Origin of the sequence: Aquimarina sp. Aq78, from assembly GCF_900299525.1 — a bacterium.
In the GTDB taxonomy this organism is placed as follows: domain Bacteria; phylum Bacteroidota; class Bacteroidia; order Flavobacteriales; family Flavobacteriaceae; genus Aquimarina.
On record NZ_OMKA01000003.1, the window covers coordinates 653,805 to 676,052 of the forward strand.

The following is a 22,248-nucleotide window of genomic DNA, read 5'->3' on the forward strand; positions in this document are numbered from 1 at the left end:
TTAATCTTCAAAAAAAAGTTATTAGGTTTTTGGTTTAAATTTAAAACCATCAAAATATGTCTCAAGCTGCTTTCTCAAAAGCAATATAATTGACTAGTTTACCATGTTTATCATGAACTGGAAATCCTTTAATGAGACAGACATACGGGGTTTTATTTTTTTTGTAGTTTAATATTGATACTTCAAAAGAGATTTCATTGTTTATAGCACTTCTTATTTTTGATGATGTCTTAGTACACGTATCTTCCCCTTGAAATATCTTTGGTGAGTTACCAATAATCTCATTAGGTAAATATCCACTTAGTTTTTGAATATTTTGCGAAGCATATACAATTTTAAGATTGGGATTCGTAATAACAATAACAGATTTTTTTTGAATAAGCTCTTGATAATAATCTCTTGTAAAATTCCAGTTTTCGGTAATTTTCTTTAATATATTAAGGTCCTCTCTAAAGCTCTCTAATACTGTATGATGCTCACCATAGAACTCCCAAGAAATTAGTGGCAATATGTGATTAGACGTTTTTTCGTAATACTTCGCCACCATACTATCGTACCCGAAAAATTCATTCATTACACTATTTTTTTAATACATTACTATATACAAATCATTCAAATTCTTACCACTTAAACTGTAAAGTTGTATACCAAGTTAAAGGTTCAGAAGGTATAATCCCTGGACCAGGATAACCAGTAGCTCTTCTAGTAAAATAATCGGTATCTAAAACATTATTTACTCCTGTTTCCAGTTTAAATTTCTTATATCGATAAGAAACTGAAAAATCAAGGATATGGTATGATGGGATTTCTCCAATAATACCATTACGACTATCTCCAGAAGGTGCATTAGTGGCATTGGTTACATCTGTAAACTGTTCTGACAAATAGGTGAATTGTGTGTTAGCAAGAAAGTTTTTGTAACCAAATTTTAATCCCGTCTTTAAATTCACTGCTGGTATAAATTCAACTTTTTTACCTTTTACTCCTGCTTCTTCAGATTCTATATATTCTGATTCTGTAAAAGAAGCATTAACAAACCAATTAAATCGAAAATCTGAGTTTCCTGTGTAAAATGTATTAAGAATATTCCAATCCACAAAAGTCTCTAGTCCATAGATAAGTGCTTTTCCAATATTTTTTCTAACTCTATTTGCTCTGTCATCTAATACAATCCCAATACGATCATCATAAAGCAATCCGAAACCTCCAATATCATAAGATAATTTATTCCCTCCTATTCTTCCTCTAACACCAAAATCAGCAGTAAAACCTTCTTCATCAGAAATATCAGGATCAATTATAAAAGTTGGACTTACTACACGAATATCACTAAAAGTAACTGATCTATAATTCTGAGATAAATTGGCATATGCTTCTAAATGAGTATTTGGCTTATAACTGGCTCCAATACCAAAAAGTAAGAATGAGCGATCCAAGGTTCTGTTGTCTACAAGGGTAGTATTAGATATGGGATTTCCTGCCAGATCAAAATTAACCTGATTATAACTTCCTTCGCTTTCGGTTTTAATATATTCAAATCTAAAACCAGGAGTTACTGAAAAGCTATCAGAAATATTAAAAATATTCTCTCCGAATATTGCTACATTCAAATTAGGAAAATCAAAATCAGATTGGTTTGGATAATCAGGAAATGCTTGTGTAGCAAAATCAAAATTCGCATTAGTCCCTACACTTCCAGGACCTTGTCTAGAGTCATTATTAGCTTGGTAATACTTTGAGCCAATTAAAAAAACTGATTCTTTTCCAAATATCTTGTATCTACTTAATAATCTAGCTTCTGCTCCCCAATTTCTAAAATTACCTACAATCAAATCACGCGGAAAAGCAAAATTACCATTAGCATCTGTTTCATCTACATCTGTGATTGGGTTTGAGTTTAATACAAAAGGATTTCCTCTAAAACCTACTGCTTTCCGAGAAGCATCAAGACCAAAAAGATTTAAACTAAAATCGGTCTTATCAGAGAATTTATGTTCTAGTTTTAGGGAAAATAATTTCCAATTTACATCAAACCAATTTCTGGTTCGATTGCTAAACTCTGGGTTTTCATCGAATTGAGTATCGGTTAATCCTCCTGGTTGTTGTGCTAGATAATCTAGATATGTGGCTTCAAAAGTTAGTTTTGTTTTATCGGTAAAAGCATATCCGACATTCGCATAAAAGTTTTTAGAATCAAATTCTGAATTTGGTCTATAACCGTCACCTTTTTTATAATTAAAATAAGTGTAATAACTAAACTTACCTAAAGTACCACTAATACTATTAAAACTCGTAAATAAATTAAATGATCCCAATGATTGCCTGGATATAAGTTCTATTTTTTTATTGGGGTTAGGCTGTTTCATTTTAAAATTGATTAATCCTCCAAACTGAGTTCCATATTGTAATGATGCAGCTCCGCGAACAACCTGTATTTCACTCAGAGCTTCTGCAGGAGGAGTATAATAACTCTCAGGATACCCTAAAACATCGGCACTTATATCATAACCATTCTGTTTTATGTTAAAATTAGCAGATCGGTTCGGATCTAACCCTCTACCTCCAATATTAAGCTGAAGGCCTGCATCACTATTTTCATATATATTTAATCCAACAACCTGAGCATAAATCTGCCTAGAATTATTTGAAGCTAAATTACCTACCGTTTGATCTACCAGAATTACTTCACTTTTTTTACCTGCAAAAATTGCGGTTCCTTCTACAGGTTTAAGTTGTTTAAGTCCAAAAATCTTTTCTTTTCGTTGTGTGATCAAAACTTCAGAAAGTTCTTCTCCAAGAGGTTTCAATACAAAATCTTGTGATGAATCCCCTTCAATCTTTATTTGTTGTTCCAGAATTTCAAAATCAAAACTAAAAATAGTAATCAGAAATTCTCCTTGTGGTAAGTCTGCAAATTTAAATTGACCATCCGTATTTGTAATTGCCTGCTGACCACTGGTTCTGTTATATACCTCGGCATTTACAACAGGTTGATTATCCAGATTTGTTACTGTGCCCTTAAATTGATATTGCCCAAAAACAGAGCTCATCATTAATAATGTTCCAAAAAATATTCTATAATCCCTTAATTTCATCCTTAAATGGAATAATCCAATTTTTATGTTTAAATGATTCTTTTTGTTTTCCCAGATCTACTGTTGGATCTATATATTGAGTACTCAACCTACCATTAAGTGCTACATAGCTCTCAACAAATACTTGTATGTTTTGATGCCCTTGACTTTTAAAATGCTTTTTTAGATAATGAGCGTATTGTAATATAAAATCAGGTTGCGATGCCATTTGTTTTTGTTGAAAAGCTGTAAGAAAATCATCATTATCAACATAAAATCGCTTTTTGGTTTTACTATCAACAATTTTAAAATTAGCATAGCCCGCTTTTTCCATCAACATTACTCTCCATGAAAATCGATATCCTTCTTCTGTCCAGAATAACTCTCCTGGGTATAACATATATCTAAACGGTAAAAGCAATTGAATAGCAAAGAATATAGTTATAGAGGTTAAAAGGATTTTATTTTTCTCAGGAAAAAATTGTAATGCTGTATTGGTATCAAACTGTAGCTTGCTTATTTTAAACACTTTGGAAATAAAATCTAATATTTTATGATGGAGATTAGCATCAAAAAATATCAATGTGCTCACAATCATAATATAAGGGAACATTCCTATAGGAAAAAGAACTCGGGTTAAAACATGAAAGATAACGACCAGAATAAAAGCAAAAGGTCTCGTTTTTTTATATAATAACAATAGTGGAATTGTAAGATCATAAATCGCACCCGAATAGCTAAATAGATAATGCATCCATTCTTTTTGCATCAAATCTCCCAAAAGAGGTACGCTATATTTAGAAGGTAACCATATTTTAAGAGGCATCGCTTTTGCCAACCAATCAGAATTAAGTTTTGCCAAACCTGCATAAAAATATACAATCCCCAAAAGTAATTTGATAACATCAATTGTCCAGTTAGGAATTAATTGATAAGAAATTCTTTTCAGTTTTGCATCTAATGCATAATACCTATTTGCAGGTAAAAAAATCATTACAAAACTAAGTAAGCTTATAAAATAGTAATGATTAAGATATGTTGTCTTATCCATCAATTCTATGTAAGTAAAACTGATAAAAAAAGTAACTATTGCAATCCTATATTTGAAACCAAGTGCTATAAAAATCGTAGAAATTCCGCATATGACAAAAATAATGTAGGTATAGATTCCTATAGGTTTTATCCATTCGAAACCATAATATGAGAAAAAAAACTTAGGCTGAATGTATAGTTTATCAATCCATCCGTAGCTCCAAAAACGAATAATACTAATTAGCATCATTACTCCAAAAAAAATACGAAAGACTGCAAGTGGTGCAGCCTCCGTCGTTTTTTTCAGATATTCGTCAAGTTTAAAAATCATCTAACAATATATGCAAATTTAATCTCCATCAGCATCAACAAAATCTACACGTATAGACAATGCAGAAAGCATATCTACTTTAAGAAAAACTACATTTTTCTGTAATTCATCATATGTTTGTGTCATTAAACTATTGTTAGTACGAACCTGAGATGAAAAATCGTCATCGAGACTTGATGCTTTTGTTCTTGCAGTATTAAATTGGTTATTGATAAGAGTACTTAAATCTGCACCATCCTTAATCGTATTTAAGAAATCTAAATACGTTTTTAAACTTTCTCCTGTAGTGGTACTACCAAAATGTTTTCCGTTAAAAAAATCTTGTAATGCATTAAGATTAGCATTAAAAAGTGTTTTAGATATATCTGTCTTATAAAAAGCTTCTACTGTATTATCTAATGGAGACCCCGAGAACACACCTGCAGGTATTCCTATTTTGGCTGCACGTAAATGCTTTTCATAATGAAAAATAAAATCATTAGTCAATTTATCTACCGAGCTTGTTGCAGAAGATCCACTATTACTTATAAAAGTACCTCTATAACTTCCTTTCCAGTCGTTTAAAACCTCATCGGTAAGATTATTCATACGGTTTACCAAATCAGTTAAGTACTTTTTATAACCAGCAGCATTAGCATTGGTAGTATAAAACTCAACGATCCCTATATCGGTACCTGATAATCCATTCAAAAGATAATCCAAAGCTCCAAATCCTTGTTCGTCTTGTTTTGTTACCGAAGTAAAATCATACGTTCCCGAAGTAATATTAGATTCTATTTCGGCTACAGTAACAGGATATACATTCATAAAATTTCGTAGCGAAAGTTCTTCTGCTTTTCCTATTTCAAACATACTCACCGATTGCCATGAGGTATATGCTTTTATCCAAGCATTCCTTAGCGCAATAAGATTTGCCGCATCGGTTGTAGTTATAAAACCAGAGGTTGCCGTTTTTAAAGCAGTTATATCATTAGAAAAACTTTGATATGAAGGTATAACTATATTATCTGCTATATTAGTTAATAAGGCTTTTCGGTCAAAATTATCTGTATTATCGCCTGTACCATTCGAATCATCACTCGATGAGCAGCCTGCAATAAAAATCAGCATGGCCAAAATTAAAAATAATGATTTATTCATCTTATTTTTATTTATTCTTAATAAATTTTTGCAAATGTAAAAAAAGAGGTTGGAAATGTTATGATTTCCAACCTCTTTTTTTAAACTTTATGAATTGTTTATTATTCTAGCTACCGGCTTGTGCCACAGTAAAACTAAATTTACCTGCAATTGTTTCTGAAATTGATTGTAAAGTTGCCGGAGTCACATCCCAAAATCCATTGGTACCTCCCATTAACTGATCTATTAGTCCTTGAACCTCTGTTCTCGTTAAATAAGGTACATTACCTTCTGATTTTCTTGTAAATTGTAAACTATAAACAAACCCAAACCCTTCAGATAGGTCATGAAATGCACTAGCATAATCTACAGTAGGGGCTTCTAACGCATTTTTTCCTTGTTGTAAATAATATACTGCTCTTACCGCAATAACTTGTGATATTTTTGCTCTAATAATTGCTGCTTGCTCATCACGAATATCATATTTCTTTGCAACAATGGCTGCTCTACCTAACTTAAATGCATCAAATATTTCTTTTGCAATACCTGCAAAATCAGAATCTCCTTCTACTCTACCAATATATTTATTTAGAAAACTATCATCTTTACCAATAGTTTTATTTGGATCTGCTTTATCCTGAGAAGCACCATATAGATAGCCATAAGCTTCATCCCATTTGTGCTCCATTGTAGTATAAGGTTTACCTTCTGCTACCACACCATTATTATTATCTGCTACATTAGAAGCTTCATCTAAAACCGCAGTTCCTAAATAATTATTTAAAGCTTGATCAGTCATTAAAGCTCCAATTAAACTCTTGGCAAATGCTTGGTTTAATTCTAATCCTTTTGCATTAACATATCTATTAGACCCTCCTCCGGCTTCTTGTATAACTCCTGCTACACCAGCTGAAGCACTTGTCGCCCAATTAGGAAAAACATCATCTACCTGGCTTTTTATCCAACCATCAAATTTTTCTTTTATAACTGCAGCATCTGTTGCATTATCAGAAAAATAATCTCTTGATGCAGCCGTCTTGCTTCTTACACTTTTACCAGATGCATTTAAATCAGCATCAGAAAAATCATTCGCTCCTTCTGCATGAGCAAACATTGCATCTAAAATAGCTTCGGTACTTGCATTATCTTTTAATTTACTTATAATTTCTTCGGCCATTGCAATACGCGTAGTTTGGCCTCCAAAGCTTATAGAGCTTTCATTATTACGTTCAAAAACGTAGGTCGCAGGTGCCTCTACCACTACTGGCGGAGTACTATCATCATCTGAAGAACAAGACCCTAAAATAAAGGTTCCTGATATACATACAAATTTTAGTAAGTTTTTAATTTTCATTTTTTTTATTTAGACTTAATATCAATAACTTATGAGTTCGCAAAGATATTCATCAAAACGAATTTGACAAAGTTTATTTATTCTAAATCTAAATTAATTTTAAATTTCAGTAAATAAAAAAAATATCGAACTGATTTTAAGACATTTATAACTTAATGGTATAAAGAAAATATTTTGGTAGCCTCATTATGAGAAGATTCAAAACTTAATGTTCTGATATTTATTTCGGCATTCACCGTTGTAAAATATGAGATCATACGCTCGGTAGGCATATTACCAGTTAATTCGTCTTTTGCCATTGGGCATCCTCCAAATCCCTGAATAGCTCCATCAAACCGTCTACATCCTGCTTTATATGCAGAATCTACTTTCTCAAACCAGGTCGTTGGTGTTGTATGTAGGTGTGCTCCAAATTCAATCTCTGGATAGGCCGGAATTAAATTCGAAAACAAATAATCAATAATTTCTGGTGTAGAAGTACCAACAGTATCAGATAACGAAAGAATTTTCACTCCCATCTTGCTTAATTTCTCGGTCCACTCTCCTACTATTTCTACGCTCCATGGATCTCCATAAGGATTACCAAACCCCATAGAAAGATAAGCCACCACTTCTTTATTTGCTTTATCAGCGATGTGTAGTATTTCTTGTAATGTAGCTACAGATTCTGCAATAGTCTTATGTGTATTTCTCATCTGGAAATTTTCTGAAATAGAAAAAGGGTATCCCAAATAATCAATCGCTTCGTGTTGTACTGCATCATTAGCACCACGAACATTAGCAATAATAGCCAACAATTTGCTTCTGGTATCAGAGAGATCCAATTGCGATAAAACCTGGGCAGTATCCACCATTTGCGGTATCGCTTTTGGTGAAACAAAACTTCCAAAATCTATAGTATCAAAACCACATCTTAGTAAAGACTGAATGTATTGAACCTTTTTTTCGGTAGGAATAAATTCTTTTATACCCTGCATAGCATCACGGGGACATTCAATAATTTTTACGTTTTCGGTCATTTTAGAGTAGCAAACTAAGAAATATTCAATTGTGTGTATAAAAGTATGATTATTTTTTAAAATTTAAAGCGTTTCGACGCTACATGATATGAACACCCAACAAAAGGATTATAATAATTTAACTCGAATTGTGTATGCGAAAATCTTTTATGACATATGTAACATCAATTGGTTACAAATCTTATATCTATAAGTAATTGATTTATTTATAATTGCTATATTTAAAAAGCCAAATTAAAAACATGAGAAATTTCTTTCCTCTACTTTTTTTAATCCTCCAAATAAATTCTACCGCTCAATCGATTTCTACAAAGCCTATAGAAATTACTAGTAAAGACAGTATTTATATGCCTTTAGAAGAAGTAACTCTTTACAAAGATTATTCTAAAGAACTTAATTTTAATCAAATTACACTCCAAGCATTTAAATCTATACATCTTTTAGATTTTAAAAATTCTGAACCAAATGCTTTTTATTGGTATAAATTTAAAATAGATATTAAAACAGATGCCAAAATATTATATTTTCTAACCTTTATTAGTGATGCTTCAGATTTTTATATACCTCTCAAAAAAGAAGGTTACAAAAAATATGAAACCGGGACATTTATTAAAAAAGGAAAGATTACTTATGATATTGAGCAAGCTTCATCACTTAGTTTATCTATAGATTCGATTGACTTTTCTAAACCTTTTTATTTTAATAAAAAACCAATCTCCAATGCTGGTAAATCAAGTATCAGAGAATCTTTTGGGATTATACTTGTTGACCATAAAAGTGTTGTTGGTGATATAATTAGAGAGGTTTCCGTAGCTAAACATCAAGAGTTTTATACAGGTGCTATATTCATTGCTTGCTTACTTTTTCTTGTAAGTTTTTTTATCTCTAGAGATAAAAACTTTTTGAACTATAGTATTTACTTATTTTTTGTGACCGCAATTTTTGCTCCAAATACTCCATTTACTTTTTCTGTATTGAACAGTATTCACCCTATGCTTTTTCATTATATAAAACAACTTAGTATTATTGGAGCTTCCTTTTTTTATTTTTATTTTGTTTACGGTATCTTAGAGTTTAAGGTAGTCCATAAACGGTTATGTAAATTCTCTAACTATTTTTTATTCAGCATTGTTCTTTTTGCTATTATTAACTTAATCATATCTATAATTGATCCGCACCTTAATTATCGTATTGGTGTTTTCTTCGCATTTAGAATATTTTTTGGTAGTACTGCATTAATTGTCTTTGTATATCTATTCTCTGTGAGAAAAGATTTGATATCAAGAGTTGTACTTATAAGTAGTTTTTTACTTATTATTGGAAATATTGCCTCTATAATTACGGCTAATGGTTTATACTTTTTAAATACTGTATTAATTGAGATTTTAATTTTTTCAGGAATTGTATCATATAATAATAAAAGAAATGTTGAATATAGAATTAAAGGTCAGTATGAGCTTGATAATGAACGAAAAATAAAAACCGAACTTATACAACTAGACAAAGCAAAATCAAACTTCTTTGCTAACATATCGCATGAGCTTAGAACTCCACTTACCCTAATATCTGGCCCCATACAAAACAAACTAATGAATGAAGATCTTAGTAAAAAAGATCGTGTTGATTTTGAATTAGTTTTAAACAATAGTAATCGAATTTCTGATCTAGTCAATCAATTATTAGATATCTCCAAAATTGAAGCCGGTAGTATGACTTTATCTTTGCAAAAGGTAAAACCAATACAACAAGTTAATGCTATCGTTAAAGATTTTGAGTATGCAGCAAGTTTAAAAAACATTAATTTTCTAACGTATTTAAACAATCATGAAGAAGAAGGCTGGTTGGATCGGGATGCCTTATATAAAATTACAACTAATTTAGTGTCGAATGCTATAAAATATACTCCAGAAAATGGTTCTATTATCTGCAATGCTCATATCAAAAAAGATAAACTCCTTGTCGATATAAAAAACACAGGAGAAGGCTTGACCAAAGAACAACAACAACTGGTTTTTAAACGTTTTTATCAAACCCATAGTTCTCAATCTGGCACAGGTATCGGGCTAGCTTTGGTTAATGAACTTGTAAAATTACACGAAGGAGTAATCACTGTGGATAGTAAACCAAAGGAATGGACAAGCTTTAACTTTGCAATCTCCTTAGATAAAAAGGTTATAAAAAATGCTACAGTTATAGAAGAAAATTCAGTACCTATTACTCATTATCATACTATTCATGAAATTTCTGACACCGCTACAAATGATTTAGAATTGGGCAATAAAAATGATGAACTTCCTATTTTATTAATAGTTGAAGACAATAAGGATCTAAATAAATTGCTTCAGGATAATTTTAAAGATCAGTATCATATTATTAGTAGCGATAATGGAGAAGAAGGATGTGAACTGGCGATACAACACATTCCTGATATCATCATTTCTGATATTATGATGCCCAAAAAAGATGGAATTGAGCTCACTAATGAATTAAAGAATGATGAACGTACCAGTCATATTCCAATCATTTTATTAACTGCAAAAGCCGGTGAAGAAAATGAATTGTCAGGATTGCAAATAGGAGCTGATGAATACATGACCAAACCTTTTAATCAAAAAATACTGGCTGCCAAGGTTAATAATCTTTTGATGATTAGAAAAAAATTGCAATTGCGATATAGCCAGGAAGTATTTTTAACTCCAAAAGATATCACCATAACCCCTATGGATGAAAACTTCTTAAACAAAGTACAAAAGGTAATGGATGAACAATTGATAGAATCTTCTTTTAGTGTAGAAGAATTTAGTAAAGCCATAGGTATGAGCCGAATGCAACTACACAGAAAACTAAAGGCTCTTACTGGCTTAACATCCTCAGAATTTATTAGATCTCAACGTCTTAAATTGTCCGCACAACTACTCAAAAATTCTGATACAAATGTATCTCAGGTTGGGTATGCTGTAGGTTTCAACGATCATTCTTATTTTACTAAATGCTTTAAAGAAATGTATCAATGTACTCCTTCTGAGTATGCTACTAAAGAAAGTAAATAATTCTTTTATCACCTCTTAATAAACATCCCTAAAAACAAGGGGCAATCCCCCTATTCTCTTAATGTTACATAATTCATAGTCTTTGTTACATACCTTATAATGATCTCCTTTTACATATCCTAGTTTTACCGTCAAGTCTAAAAACAAAGTTTGATTTATTGATTGATCATGCTAGCATGAATAAAAAAAGAAAAAGTTATAAAGGGCAACTCAATAGTTTTTCTACGAACAGCATACATCTAAATATAAATCATTTAGAAGATGGAACCTACACATTAAAAATCATACATAAAAACAAAATAATTAAGGAAGTAAAATTTAGGAAGTAAGAGTATCATCTATCAAATTTCTGCTTTTGTTGAAAGCTTGATTTTTTCTAAAAAAATTATGAAAAATATTCATAATAGAGGTAACAATATTCTTGGTATAAGGATATGAAGATGTAAAACTTTAAAAATAAAAGAAATGAAAACAAAAGCTTTTAACACACTACTGTTAGCCATACTTACAGTTATCCTTTTTTCGTGTAACTCAGATGATGATGATAATGCTCCTTTACGAGGAGGAGGAGAGTTTTCTTTAACCTTTACAGTACAAACTGAAGAAGATCAAATGGGTGAATTTGCAGAAGTCGCCATGGCTATTTTTGACGGAAAAATTTATGCTGCCGGAGGTTATAATTCATACGGTGGTTCTCAATTTCATTTCCTCTGGTCTAGTAATAATGGTATTAATTGGGGTACTGTTCCTCTTTCTAGTACTACACCAACAAGCTTTACATCTTTTCGTTATGGAGCTACATTAACTACATTTAATGATCAACTTTGGCTTATCGGTGGTAAAGACATTGCAGATGTTCCATATACCAATATATGGCATTCAACAGATGGGGAGTCCTGGAACGAATTATCTCCTCCCTTTGGAGCTTTATTAGCTCATGAAACCATCGTATATAACAACAGAATGTATGTAACAAAAGGTAATCGTACAACTAATCAAACTGAGGTATGGTCAACAACAAATGGTCTAGACTGGATACAAGAAACCGATAATGCGTTTTCTGGAAGAGCAGGACAAAAAGGTGTTGTTTTTAATGATGCAATATATCTACTGGGAGGAGAAGATATAGCGGGTAACAAAGTAAATGAAATATGGACCAGTACCAATGGTAGTTCATGGGCAGAAGTTAACCCCGCTACTCTGTTTTCTGAAAGAAATGCACATTCTGCAACTGTTTACAATAATAAAGTGTGGGTTATTGCTGGTAAAGATAACCTTACTGAGTTTAACAACGAAATATGGTATTCATCAGATATGATGACCTGGACCAGATATGAAGGCCCCAGACCAGGAACAGATGGTATCAACGGTCACACCGCATTACTATTTAATGATGAGATATGGATTTTTGGAAGTAATCGTAGTGATGGTGCAGGTGGTACACGTAGAACCGGTGAAATAAGCAGTATTAAAGAAGATTAAGAACTGTTCTTATATAAACAAGACACATTTCATCACTATTAACGAAGTAAATGACAGAATTAAAATTTAGAAATCATGAAATCATTACAACTCTTGATTATAGCACTTTTTATCACGCAATGGGCAAATGCACAAAGTATAGATACTAGCAAAACAAGTAAAAAAAATGTAAAAAAAGAGAATCTTTTAGATATGAAAGCCAACTTATTATCTGGTGTATTTGGAGAAAATCTGGATGGAAAATCAAATGGAAAAACAATAAGTTTCCTAGAACTACTCGAAAAAATGGATATCCCTGCAGAGCAAAAATTAGAGTACAAAAACATGTACTATTTACAAGCTAAAAAACTTACCCAAAAACAAAAAGATTCTTTGGGATTAGCAATCGAGAAAAAAATAGTAGAAGCCAAAAAACATCAATAAAAGTAATTAGGGGAAATAAAACGCAAATCGATGAAAACTACAAAAACACTTTGCTTTCTTCTTGCACTATGTAGTATCACTACAAGTAATGCTCAATTATTAGAAAGGTTGGGTAAAAAGGCAGAAGAAGCGGCAAAACGTACTATTGAAAAACGTGTAGAGCGGGAAACAGAAAAAAAAACCAACAAAGGTCTTGATGGTATTTTTGAAGGAAAAAAGAAGAAAAGAAAAAGGAAAAAGAAAAAAAGAGGAGTTATTATCGGAAGCTCTAAGGAGTATGAAATCAATCGTGCCTCTGATTTTATATCAGGAAATATTGTAGTATTTGAGGATGATTTCACAAATGATCAACAAGGAGATTTTCCTGCTAAATGGGATACCAACGGCTCTGGTGAAATCGTAAAGATTGATGGTAAAAAATGGTTCCGTTTGGGAGGTAACTCTAAGTATGTCCCGACAATTAAAGAGTCATTTCCCGAAAATTACACCATAGAATTTGATCTTCTTACTCAAGGATTAGATAAAAAAACCAGTTCTCAGGCCTGGATTAAACTTTTACTCGAAGACAATACTGGTTTTCAACGATCAAAAAACTGGTGTATGGTAGAACTATCTCCTTGCCAATTCATCGAATCTCCTGGTGTTGTAGAAAAAGTAACAAACGGACAACGCCAGATCCGAAATCAGATAGGTAAAGATTATCGTACTGCAATAAAAGGAATGTCCCATATAGCTATCGCTGTCAATAAAACCCGAATGCGAGTATGGCTTAATGAAAATAAAATCGTGGATATTCCAAGATTAGTTCCACAAAAAGCAAATGTATTTAAATTATACACCAAAGGATTGCGGGATGCAAGCGATAAAGACGAGGTATACATATCTAATATTAAAATAGCTAAGAGTGGTCAGGATAATCGAAGTAAGCTTATTACCGAAGGACGTTTATCTACCAATGCTATCCTTTTTAAAGCAGGATTCTCAACCATTACAGGAGGATCTGAAACGATCGTAAAAGAGGTAGCTATGGCTTTGCAAAACCTACCCGATATGAAAATAAAAATCATAGGCCATACAGATGCTGATGGGAATGCAGAAAGCAATAGAAAACTTTCTGAACAACGAGCAAAAGCTGTTAAAATGATTCTTGTAGAACAATATGATATTCGGTTTAGCAGAATTCAAATCGAAGGAAAAGGAGAAGCAAGACCAATAGCAGATAATACTTCAAAGGCCGGAAAAGCAAAAAACAGACGAGTAGAATTTATTAAACTCTAAATCTCAAAAAAATGAAAACATCAAAATCCATTTTATATATATTGTTATTGTCGTTATCGGTTACCATATTCTTGTCTTGTTCTAACGATGACAACGGCCCCGGAATAGATCCTAATCAAGAAATCATATTAGCAACATTTGATTATTCTAATCTTAGTGTAAACAGCTTACCTAATATGATCATAGCCAACAATGCTGAAGGCGAAATCTTAACCACCGTAGAAACCAACAAAATACCCGGAATTTATACACTAACCGCAAAAGGATATGCCTCAAATAGTTTTATGCTTACTACCCTTTTAGAAACAGATAGTTATAAAGGTCTAATCACTATCAAAGACGTACCTGTTGGCAGCAGTGCAATTGCTCCCAATTACAATTCTACTAGAAATGGTAGCATAAAATTTACGCTAAACTTAACCGGGGCTACACGCATCAGGCTTTTTGTTTATGGACTAAAACGCAGAACTAGTACAGATGGAGTCGATCCCCTTACCAGTGCTCCTACCAAAACTTATGAATATAATAAAGAAGGTTCTAGTGATAAAATTTTCCTGAAAATAAGGTATAAGCCAAATGATGTAGATCCTATGGTTTATGGATATACATGGATTGATAACTATAAAGAAATTGAAAATAGAACTTTAAGTTTTGCAGATTTTAACATCGTATCTACAAGTGCTATAACGGTAAATGATACTTCAGACAGAAACCACACTGATCTTTATGCTATTTATGACACCAACAGATCTGTTAATCTCGAAGGTAATGGTTCTCAATATTTGGAAATCACTGAAGGTTTTGAATATTACTTAACAAAATATGGAGGATCATACCCAGATGGAGTATACCATAGCAAAGCAATTAAAACTAATGGTTTACCTGAAACAGTATCCATTACAAAACCTAATTGGAATTTTTCGTATACTTCAACATCAAACAGTCTGCAAGTACAACCATCTGGCATTTATTTATGTACCAATATTGATACTCAAATTATAAATCCGGCAGCAAAAAACCTTTCATGGCACATTACAATCCCGAATAATGGTGCAAATAAAATAACACTTCCACAACTACCAGAAAGTCTTTCTGATTATGCTAATTATTTTGAAGATGCGTCTCGTTTCGAAGAGAATTATGTGGATTTGATCAATTTATCTAATAATCTCAATTATGCAGATTATATACAAGATGCAATTGATAGAACCTATGAACTGGTAGAGCGAAATGGAGAATCTATTTTAATTAAGCTTAATCCATAAAATCATCATGCCACCTATCAAAAAAATGAAGTAACGATTAATAAAACAATCTATGAAATGAGCCATAACCATATAAGTTGACACCAACCGAAATGAGTATTGGCAAATTTCATCTGACCTCTAAAAACAATGAAATACAAACAGATGAAACATATCACTTTTTTAATTACAATACTGGTACTCACATCGGTTTCTGCTCAGAACAACAATTGTAGTAAGTTTTATGCTAGTGAGGAAGGTAAAGAACTAATCATCCATCAATATGATAAAAAGGAACGCCTTTCTACCATAACCGAATTTAAGGTAACCGATGTAAAAAACACAGCTACTCAAAGTGTTATTACTATTGCCATGAATCTAAAAGACGGTAGAAACAAGAAATCAATTGTCACCTCATCATTTAAAGCTCGTTGTTCGGGAAAAACGACTCGTTTAGATCCCGAATCTTTTATTGCCCCTGGTATACTTGATCAATATAATGATATGGAATATAGTATTACGGGAGATGACATCTCTTTCCCCAATAGTTTAACTATTGGTCAGGAATTACCTAATGCATCTGTACATATGTCTGTAAATGCGGGAATCATGAACATAAATATGACCACCAATATGCAAAACAGAAAAATAATTGCAAAAGAGCAAGTTACTACCCCTGCAGGAACTTTTGATTGCTATGTAATTACTTATACCAACGAGTTAACCATGGGAATGACCACGACACAACATTCTAAACAATGGATAGCAGAAGGTGTCGGTATGGTAAAAGAAGAAACACGCAAAGCAAACGGAAAACTAATCACAAAAAGCATTTTACATCAAATCAACTAAAATTAATTCATTATGAAAAAAGTAACCACATTAATCGTAACATTCATTTTTATAGTTTCATCTCACGCACAAGACTCTGGATTTGACGCCAAAACAAAGGGGAGTTTTATTGCTAACGGGAGTGTTAATGTTTATTTCACCACTCGAAAAAGAAATGATGACAAAGCAACCGCATTTACCACCAGAATAACGCCAAAAGTTGGATATTTTGTAATCGATAATCTTGCCGTGGGTCTCGAATTAGGCATTAATACAAACAAAGAAAAGCAAGATTCAGATTTTGGAGATATAGAAACGACCACCAATGGTTTTGGTATTGGGCCTTTTGCCCGTTATTACCTGCAAAACAACATCTATTTCGAAGGCCTTATCGGAATAGGAAATTCTAAAACAACTACCGATGGAGGATTGCTTGGCTCAACAGATATAAAATCAAATATTTTTGGATTTAGAGTTGGAGCCGGCTATGCTTTTTTTCTCGGAAATCATGTTGCCATCGAACCTAGTGTAAGTTATTCCTGGGAAGATATTAATCCCGATAATGCACCATCTGGTTACAAAGAAAGCTTATCCTCTATTTTTCTGGGTATTGGTATTTCTGCCTTCTTTTAATTCCTAATTATCAATGTCGTTTACCTTAAAAAATCAATATGTCACACTGAGCTTGTCGAAGTGATTCCAAATTTGTGTTTTCAAAAATCTTCGACAGGCCTCATGAGTTTATCGAAGGACTCTGACCGACAACTAAACACATTATCAATAAAAAACAAAGGGTGCGCCTAAAAAAAAATGATATCAATCTATATACCTAATACAACACTAACCTATACTAACAAGATTAAAATTTTTAAAAACAATAAAGTAAGAACACATGAAAACAATAAAAAACAGTATAGTTATAGTGCTAGTAGTAGTAGTGCTAGCGAGTTGTAGTAGTGATGATAATGGTAATACCACACCTCCCCCTACGCTACCCATCGCAACCCTAAGCAACATAAGCCCTACCAGTGGGCCAAAAACCACCATTGTAACCATAAACGGCAATAATTTTGGTGAAGACATTAATAAAGTACAAGTGTTTTTTAATGACAAAGAAGGTACTATACAATCAGTAAGTAATAACCAAATCAAGGCAATTGTGCCGGCCAGAGCATTTACAGGACTGGTAACTCTATCTGTAAATGGCACAACACTTACTGGCCCAGAATTCTCCTATACCATTACCGAAGTAAATGTAAGCACTATAGCCGGTAGTACCCTAGGATTTGTAGATGGGCAAGGCAGTGCTGCCCAGTTTAATAAGCCTATTGGTATTGTAATAGATACAGATAATAATCTATACATAGCTGATTCTAACAATCAGAAAATAAGAAAAATAACACCACAAGGAGTGGTAAGCACACTGGCAGGTAGCACCTCAGGGTTTGCCGATGGTCAAAGTAGTGCAGCCCAGTTTTATGATCCCAGTAGTATTGCAATAGATACAGATAATAATCTATATGTAACGGATACCAATAATCATAAAATAAGAAAAATAACACCACAAGGAGTGGTAAGCACACTGGCAGGCAGCACTTCAGGATTTGCAGATGGCCAAGGCAGTGTTGCCCAGTTTAATAGACCATATGCTATTGCAATAGACACAGATAATAATTTATACATAGCTGACTCTTACAATCATAAAATAAGAAAAATAACACCAGAAGGGGTGGTAAGTACCTTGGCTGGTAATACTGAAGGTTTTGCAGATGGCACTGGTACTATGGCCAAATTTAGCTATCCTCTAGGTATTGCAATAGACTTAGATAGTAATCTGTATGTGACAGATTATGAAAATCATAAAATTAGAAAAATAACACCGCAAGGGGTAGTGAGCACCATGGCAGGAAGTACCCTAGGTTCTGCAGACGGCATTGGTACTTTAGCTCAGTTTAACTTTCCTCTAGGTATTACAATAGACACAGATAGTAATCTATACGTGGCGGATACTGAAAATCATAAAATAAGAAAAATAACACCGCAAGGAGTAGTTAGTACCCTGGCAGGAAGTACAGAAGGGTTTGCAGACGGCACAAGTACTTCGGCACAATTTACTTACCCATATGGAATTATAATAGATAGAGATCACATACTGTATGTTACAGATACTAATAATCACAAAATAAGAAAAATCACGCAAGAATAAAGTAAGAACACATGAAAACAATAAAAAACAGTATAGTTCTATTGCTAATACTAGTGCTAGCAAGTTGTAGTAGTGATGATAATGGCAATACACCACCAGTAGTAGTACCAGCAGCAACTCTAAGTAGTATAAGCCCTATCAGTGGTCCAAAAACTACTATTGTAACCATTAACGGTAATAATTTTGGCGAAGATATCAGTAAGGTACACGTATTTTTTAATGACAAAGAAGGTACTGTACAATCAGTAAGTAATAACCAAATCAGGGCAATTGTACCCGCCAGAGCATTTACAGGACTGGTAACTCTATCTGTAAATGGCACAACACTTACCGGCCCAGAATTCACCTATACTATTACCGAAGTAAATGTAAGCACTTTAGCAGGTAGTACTCAAGGTCATGCAGATGGAGCAGGTAATGTTGCCCAATTTAATAATCCTACTGGTATTACACTAGATGCAGATAGCAATCTATATGTTGTAGACATACAGAATCATAAAATTAGAAAGATTACAGCTCAAGGAGTAGTAAGTACCCTAACTGGTAGTACTCAAGGCAATGCAGATGGAACTGGTAGTATGGCTCAATTTAATTTCCCTACAGATATTACAATAGATACAGAAGGCAATCTATATGTGGCCGATACCTGGAATCACGCCATAAGAAAAATCACTCCTCAAGGAGTAGTAAGTACTATCGCAGGAAGTGCTCCTGGTTTTGCAGATGGAACTGGTACTATGGCTCAGTTCAATTTTCCTCAAGGGCTTGTAACAGATGCTTTAGGAAATATATTTGTTGCTGATTCTGGGAACGATAAAATAAGAAAGATTACACCCCAAGGAGTAGTAAGTACTATAGCAGGTAGTACTACAGGTTATGCAGATGGAACCGGTGGTATGGCCCAATTTAATTTCCCTACAGGTATTGCAATAGATAAAAATGACACCCTATATATAGTAGAACGGGGTAATGACAAAGTACGAAAAATCACGCCTCAAGGTGTAGTGAGCACCTTCGCAGGAAACACCTCTGGTTTTGCTGATGGCAATGGCACTGCAGCCCAATTTAACTCCCCTACAAGCATTATTATCGACACAGATGGAGTTATCTATGTTGCTGATAGTGGGAATGACAAAATAAGGAAAATCACGCCTCAAGGAGTAGTAACTACTCTGGTAGGAAATACCCCTGGTTTTGCAGATGGCACAACAGTATCTGCTCAATTTGATTCTCCATTTGATGTTACAATAGATACCGATAATCATCTTTATGTTTCCGATTCTAGAAATCATAAAATTCGAAAAATAACACAAGAATAAAGTAAGAACACATGAAAACTTTTTTTAAACATTTCAATATCGCTTTAGTGCTTTGTACACTACTACTAAGTTGTAAAAATGATGATGACCAACCTATTATACAATTTGAACTTGGGGAAATTACACTTTCTACGCCAACCACCGATGAAACTCTTTTTCGAATTGATGGAGAATTATCATGGGATGCTTTTGTGAGTAACGAATCTTTTAACTACGATATTTACATAGGGTTTGATGACAACAATATGAGTAAGATAGCCGCTGTAAGTACGACATCATACACCATAGAAACTCCTCTTGAAATAGGAGCTATTTATAAATGGAAAGTAACAGCAAATAATGGTGTAAGAGATATTGCTACATCTGCAATCAGAGCTTTTACAACAGAACATATCGCTCCCAGGTTACTTACCGACAATGCAGCTTTTCCTAAGCGGGCATACTCTACTACAGTAGCTTTTAATGATAAATTATGGGTTATCGGCGGTCAAAACGAAGCAGGAGATCCTTTAGGGGATGTTTGGTCAAGTTCTGATGGGGTTACCTGGGTTTTAGCGCAAGATGCTCCACCATTTGGTCCCATTCATCAACACTATGCTATTGTATTTAATAACAAATTATGGGTTTACGGAGGTGTACGAGGAGCAAGTGTATCTAGGGCAATCTATAGTTCTGAAGATGGCATTACCTGGATCGAAGAAGCTGAGATAACTCCATTTAACCAATATAACAACATGACCATGATCGTGTTTAATAACAAATTATGGCGTATTGCAGGCTACAACGGTAATGTTGCAGATCTTTCTAATGAGCGTCATGTCTACAGCTCTACCGATGGTCTTAATTGGATTTTGGAAACCAATAATCATGGTTTTGCATTCAAATATGGGATGGGTATTGCAAATTTAAACAATACACTATATGGTGTTTTAGAAGAAGGAAACCCAAGTAACCGAAGAGTAACTATACGAACAAGCACCGATGGGGCTACATGGGGTGAATTATCAAATAATACAACAATAAACTTCTCATACAATCCAACACTTACTGTCTTAAACAATAGGCTTAATATAATTTCTGGGAGTAATCTTACTAATTATTATCAATCAAGAAACGGTATTGATTGGAGGTTAGCCACAAATCGAATTCCTATCACCACAGGACTAAAGTATGCTTTCGCATCATTACATGGAAAATTATATGCTGTAGCTGGTGGTTCTTCGCCGGGCCTAGCAAACAATTCTGTTTGGATTCTTAACTAAATATATCAACCTGTTATGCATTTAAGAAAAATGCTACAAAGAAGTGTCAATTCGAGTGTTTTGCTGTAATGAAATGAAGACAAAATGTATCGAGAATAGCTTTTTTGGTCAATAATCCTATTCTCGATACACAGATTTCGGTAAAAGAATATTTAAATACACAACGAGTTATATCATTAAAAATTCACATCATGAAAACAAAAAAAATTAAAACTAAAGTACTTTTTTTTAACACTCATTACGTTATTGGCATTAGGTTGTTCTGATGGAGAAGACGGAGCCATAGGACCTGTTGGTCCACAAGGAGGACAAGGTATTGCTGGGGGTGACGGAACCAATGGGGAGAATGGTAATGCAAATGTTCGATCTTTTACATATAATCTCTCTACAATATCAGATGGTTTTCACGACCAGTCTATACCAGAATTCACACAAGAAGTGATTGACAATGATGCGATTTTGGGATACTTAAAATTAAATGGAAGCACTCGTTTATACCCAATCCCAAATACGAACTTAACTCCATTAAGAATCGATATCAGAACCTTTATAGAGTTGGAAAAATATTCTATGGATTTCTATAATAGAAATCTAAATACTGTGTTCTCTGTTACTGCTGGTCAATTCGACGAACTAAGAATAGTAATCATCGCATCAACAAATAGAAGCGGTGAGCAGCAGGATATTCTATCTAAACTAAAAGCAGAAGGAGTTGATATCAATGATTACTATGCTGTAATGAAGCATTTCAATAAATAAAAATAGCCATACCCAAAACTAATATGTAACAGAGAATGTATAGTTTACCCCATTACCCCCGCTCCCGCTAGCGTCTCGTTAGTGGTACTACAGTTTAGATAACCCAAAAAATATCAATCTCTACATGGTATAGTCATCCTAATATTTTTTTACACTACTATATTTACAATACACCATAGCGAAACTAACCAAATATAACCAGATGTATTATGAAATATTATAATTCTTGTTTATCTGACCAAAATACAATAGTACAGTTTCAAAAAATGAAACTAGAATATTATAATCTAAATAAAAAACCAGCTACATTATTGTAACTGGTTCTTATCGTTTATTTGCTCTACTCTTATTCTCCAATCTTGTCTTGTCCTGAAATAGGTTTACACAAAAGTGTAATATAATGGATAGATATTCAAAAACTTATTCAACAAAATGGCAGAATAGGTATAGTGAAGAATTTAAGCA

17 protein-coding genes are annotated in these 22,248 nt (G+C 33.2%); 11 read left to right on the top strand and 6 right to left on the bottom strand.

Annotated elements, in window-relative coordinates; all coding sequences use genetic code 11:
* Positions 1 to 61: 61 nt before the first annotated feature.
* From DG435_RS07785 to DG435_RS07810, 6 genes are all read right to left on the bottom strand, one after another.
* Positions 62 to 574 (bottom strand): PAS domain-containing protein, encoded by a 513-nt coding sequence (locus tag DG435_RS07785; protein ID WP_106792562.1) that lies wholly within the window; start codon positions 572 to 574, stop codon positions 62 to 64.
* 46 nt (positions 575 to 620) lie between these two features.
* A complete protein-coding gene (locus tag DG435_RS07790) occupies positions 621 to 3,095 on the bottom strand; it encodes a TonB-dependent receptor domain-containing protein (RefSeq protein ID WP_106792561.1) in 2,475 nt (824 codons plus the stop codon).
* Entirely contained in the window at positions 3,076 to 4,437 is a 1,362-nt protein-coding gene (locus DG435_RS07795; RefSeq protein ID WP_106792560.1) for an HTTM domain-containing protein, read from the bottom strand. The genes DG435_RS07790 and DG435_RS07795 overlap by 20 nt, the downstream gene beginning before the upstream one ends.
* A gap of 18 nt (positions 4,438 to 4,455) precedes the next feature.
* A complete protein-coding gene (locus DG435_RS07800; protein ID WP_106792559.1) occupies positions 4,456 to 5,577 on the bottom strand; it encodes an imelysin family protein in 1,122 nt (373 codons plus the stop codon).
* 106 nt (positions 5,578 to 5,683) lie between these two features.
* Complete coding sequence (locus DG435_RS07805; protein WP_369871787.1) at positions 5,684 to 6,904, bottom strand: DUF4856 domain-containing protein; 1,221 nt, start codon at positions 6,902 to 6,904, stop codon at positions 5,684 to 5,686.
* Between the two features lie 158 nt (positions 6,905 to 7,062).
* Positions 7,063 to 7,929: a hydroxymethylglutaryl-CoA lyase gene (locus DG435_RS07810; RefSeq protein ID WP_106792557.1), complete on the bottom strand. Its 867-nt coding sequence runs from the start codon at positions 7,927 to 7,929 to the stop codon at positions 7,063 to 7,065.
* A gap of 242 nt (positions 7,930 to 8,171) precedes the next feature.
* Here DG435_RS07810 and DG435_RS07815 point away from each other — a divergent pair, with 242 nt between their 5' ends.
* From DG435_RS07815 to DG435_RS07865, 11 genes are all read left to right on the top strand, one after another.
* Positions 8,172 to 10,979, top strand: coding sequence for an ATP-binding protein (locus DG435_RS07815; protein WP_106792556.1), 2,808 nt, complete (start codon positions 8,172 to 8,174; stop codon positions 10,977 to 10,979).
* Positions 10,980 to 11,444: 465 nt separating this feature from the next.
* Entirely contained in the window at positions 11,445 to 12,461 is a 1,017-nt protein-coding gene (locus DG435_RS07820) for a hypothetical protein (RefSeq protein ID WP_106792555.1), read from the top strand.
* 75 nt (positions 12,462 to 12,536) lie between these two features.
* Positions 12,537 to 12,884 carry a hypothetical protein gene (locus tag DG435_RS07825; RefSeq protein WP_106792554.1) on the top strand — a complete coding sequence of 116 codons (348 nt, stop codon included), beginning with the start codon at positions 12,537 to 12,539 and terminating at the stop codon, positions 12,882 to 12,884.
* Between the two features lie 30 nt (positions 12,885 to 12,914).
* A complete protein-coding gene (locus DG435_RS07830) occupies positions 12,915 to 14,162 on the top strand; it encodes an OmpA family protein (RefSeq protein WP_106792553.1) in 1,248 nt (415 codons plus the stop codon).
* Between the two features lie 11 nt (positions 14,163 to 14,173).
* On the top strand, positions 14,174 to 15,427 hold the full coding sequence (locus tag DG435_RS07835; protein ID WP_159025565.1) for a hypothetical protein: 1,254 nt from the start codon (positions 14,174 to 14,176) through the stop codon (positions 15,425 to 15,427).
* Positions 15,428 to 15,556: 129 nt separating this feature from the next.
* Entirely contained in the window at positions 15,557 to 16,258 is a 702-nt protein-coding gene (locus tag DG435_RS07840; protein WP_106792551.1) for a hypothetical protein, read from the top strand.
* Between the two features lie 12 nt (positions 16,259 to 16,270).
* Positions 16,271 to 16,870, top strand: coding sequence for an autotransporter outer membrane beta-barrel domain-containing protein (locus DG435_RS07845; protein ID WP_106792550.1), 600 nt, complete (start codon positions 16,271 to 16,273; stop codon positions 16,868 to 16,870).
* A gap of 259 nt (positions 16,871 to 17,129) precedes the next feature.
* Positions 17,130 to 18,443 carry an IPT/TIG domain-containing protein gene (locus DG435_RS07850; protein ID WP_108840578.1) on the top strand — a complete coding sequence of 438 codons (1,314 nt, stop codon included), beginning with the start codon at positions 17,130 to 17,132 and terminating at the stop codon, positions 18,441 to 18,443.
* Between the two features lie 11 nt (positions 18,444 to 18,454).
* Positions 18,455 to 19,762 carry an IPT/TIG domain-containing protein gene (locus tag DG435_RS07855; RefSeq protein ID WP_108840579.1) on the top strand — a complete coding sequence of 436 codons (1,308 nt, stop codon included), beginning with the start codon at positions 18,455 to 18,457 and terminating at the stop codon, positions 19,760 to 19,762.
* Between the two features lie 11 nt (positions 19,763 to 19,773).
* Positions 19,774 to 21,024 carry a kelch repeat-containing protein gene (locus DG435_RS07860; RefSeq protein ID WP_106792549.1) on the top strand — a complete coding sequence of 417 codons (1,251 nt, stop codon included), beginning with the start codon at positions 19,774 to 19,776 and terminating at the stop codon, positions 21,022 to 21,024.
* 246 nt (positions 21,025 to 21,270) lie between these two features.
* Positions 21,271 to 21,783: a hypothetical protein gene (locus DG435_RS07865; RefSeq protein WP_106792548.1), complete on the top strand. Its 513-nt coding sequence runs from the start codon at positions 21,271 to 21,273 to the stop codon at positions 21,781 to 21,783.
* Positions 21,784 to 22,248 lie beyond the last annotated feature (465 nt).

Coding starts and splice junctions, on each gene's coding strand:
- DG435_RS07810 (WP_106792557.1), bottom strand. CDS start 7,929: ATGACCGAAAACGTAAAAATTATTGAATGTCCCCGTGATGCTATGCAG.
- DG435_RS07845 (WP_106792550.1), top strand. CDS start 16,271: ATGAAAAAAGTAACCACATTAATCGTAACATTCATTTTTATAGTTTCA.
- DG435_RS07800 (WP_106792559.1), bottom strand. CDS start 5,577: ATGAATAAATCATTATTTTTAATTTTGGCCATGCTGATTTTTATTGCA.
- DG435_RS07850 (WP_108840578.1), top strand. CDS start 17,130: ATGAAAACAATAAAAAACAGTATAGTTATAGTGCTAGTAGTAGTAGTG.
- DG435_RS07840 (WP_106792551.1), top strand. CDS start 15,557: ATGAAATACAAACAGATGAAACATATCACTTTTTTAATTACAATACTG.
- DG435_RS07815 (WP_106792556.1), top strand. CDS start 8,172: ATGAGAAATTTCTTTCCTCTACTTTTTTTAATCCTCCAAATAAATTCT.
- DG435_RS07795 (WP_106792560.1), bottom strand. CDS start 4,437: ATGATTTTTAAACTTGACGAATATCTGAAAAAAACGACGGAGGCTGCA.
- DG435_RS07790 (WP_106792561.1), bottom strand. CDS start 3,095: ATGAAATTAAGGGATTATAGAATATTTTTTGGAACATTATTAATGATG.
- DG435_RS07830 (WP_106792553.1), top strand. CDS start 12,915: ATGAAAACTACAAAAACACTTTGCTTTCTTCTTGCACTATGTAGTATC.
- DG435_RS07825 (WP_106792554.1), top strand. CDS start 12,537: ATGAAATCATTACAACTCTTGATTATAGCACTTTTTATCACGCAATGG.
- DG435_RS07855 (WP_108840579.1), top strand. CDS start 18,455: ATGAAAACAATAAAAAACAGTATAGTTCTATTGCTAATACTAGTGCTA.
- DG435_RS07820 (WP_106792555.1), top strand. CDS start 11,445: ATGAAAACAAAAGCTTTTAACACACTACTGTTAGCCATACTTACAGTT.
- DG435_RS07835 (WP_159025565.1), top strand. CDS start 14,174: ATGAAAACATCAAAATCCATTTTATATATATTGTTATTGTCGTTATCG.
- DG435_RS07785 (WP_106792562.1), bottom strand. CDS start 574: ATGAATGAATTTTTCGGGTACGATAGTATGGTGGCGAAGTATTACGAA.
- DG435_RS07860 (WP_106792549.1), top strand. CDS start 19,774: ATGAAAACTTTTTTTAAACATTTCAATATCGCTTTAGTGCTTTGTACA.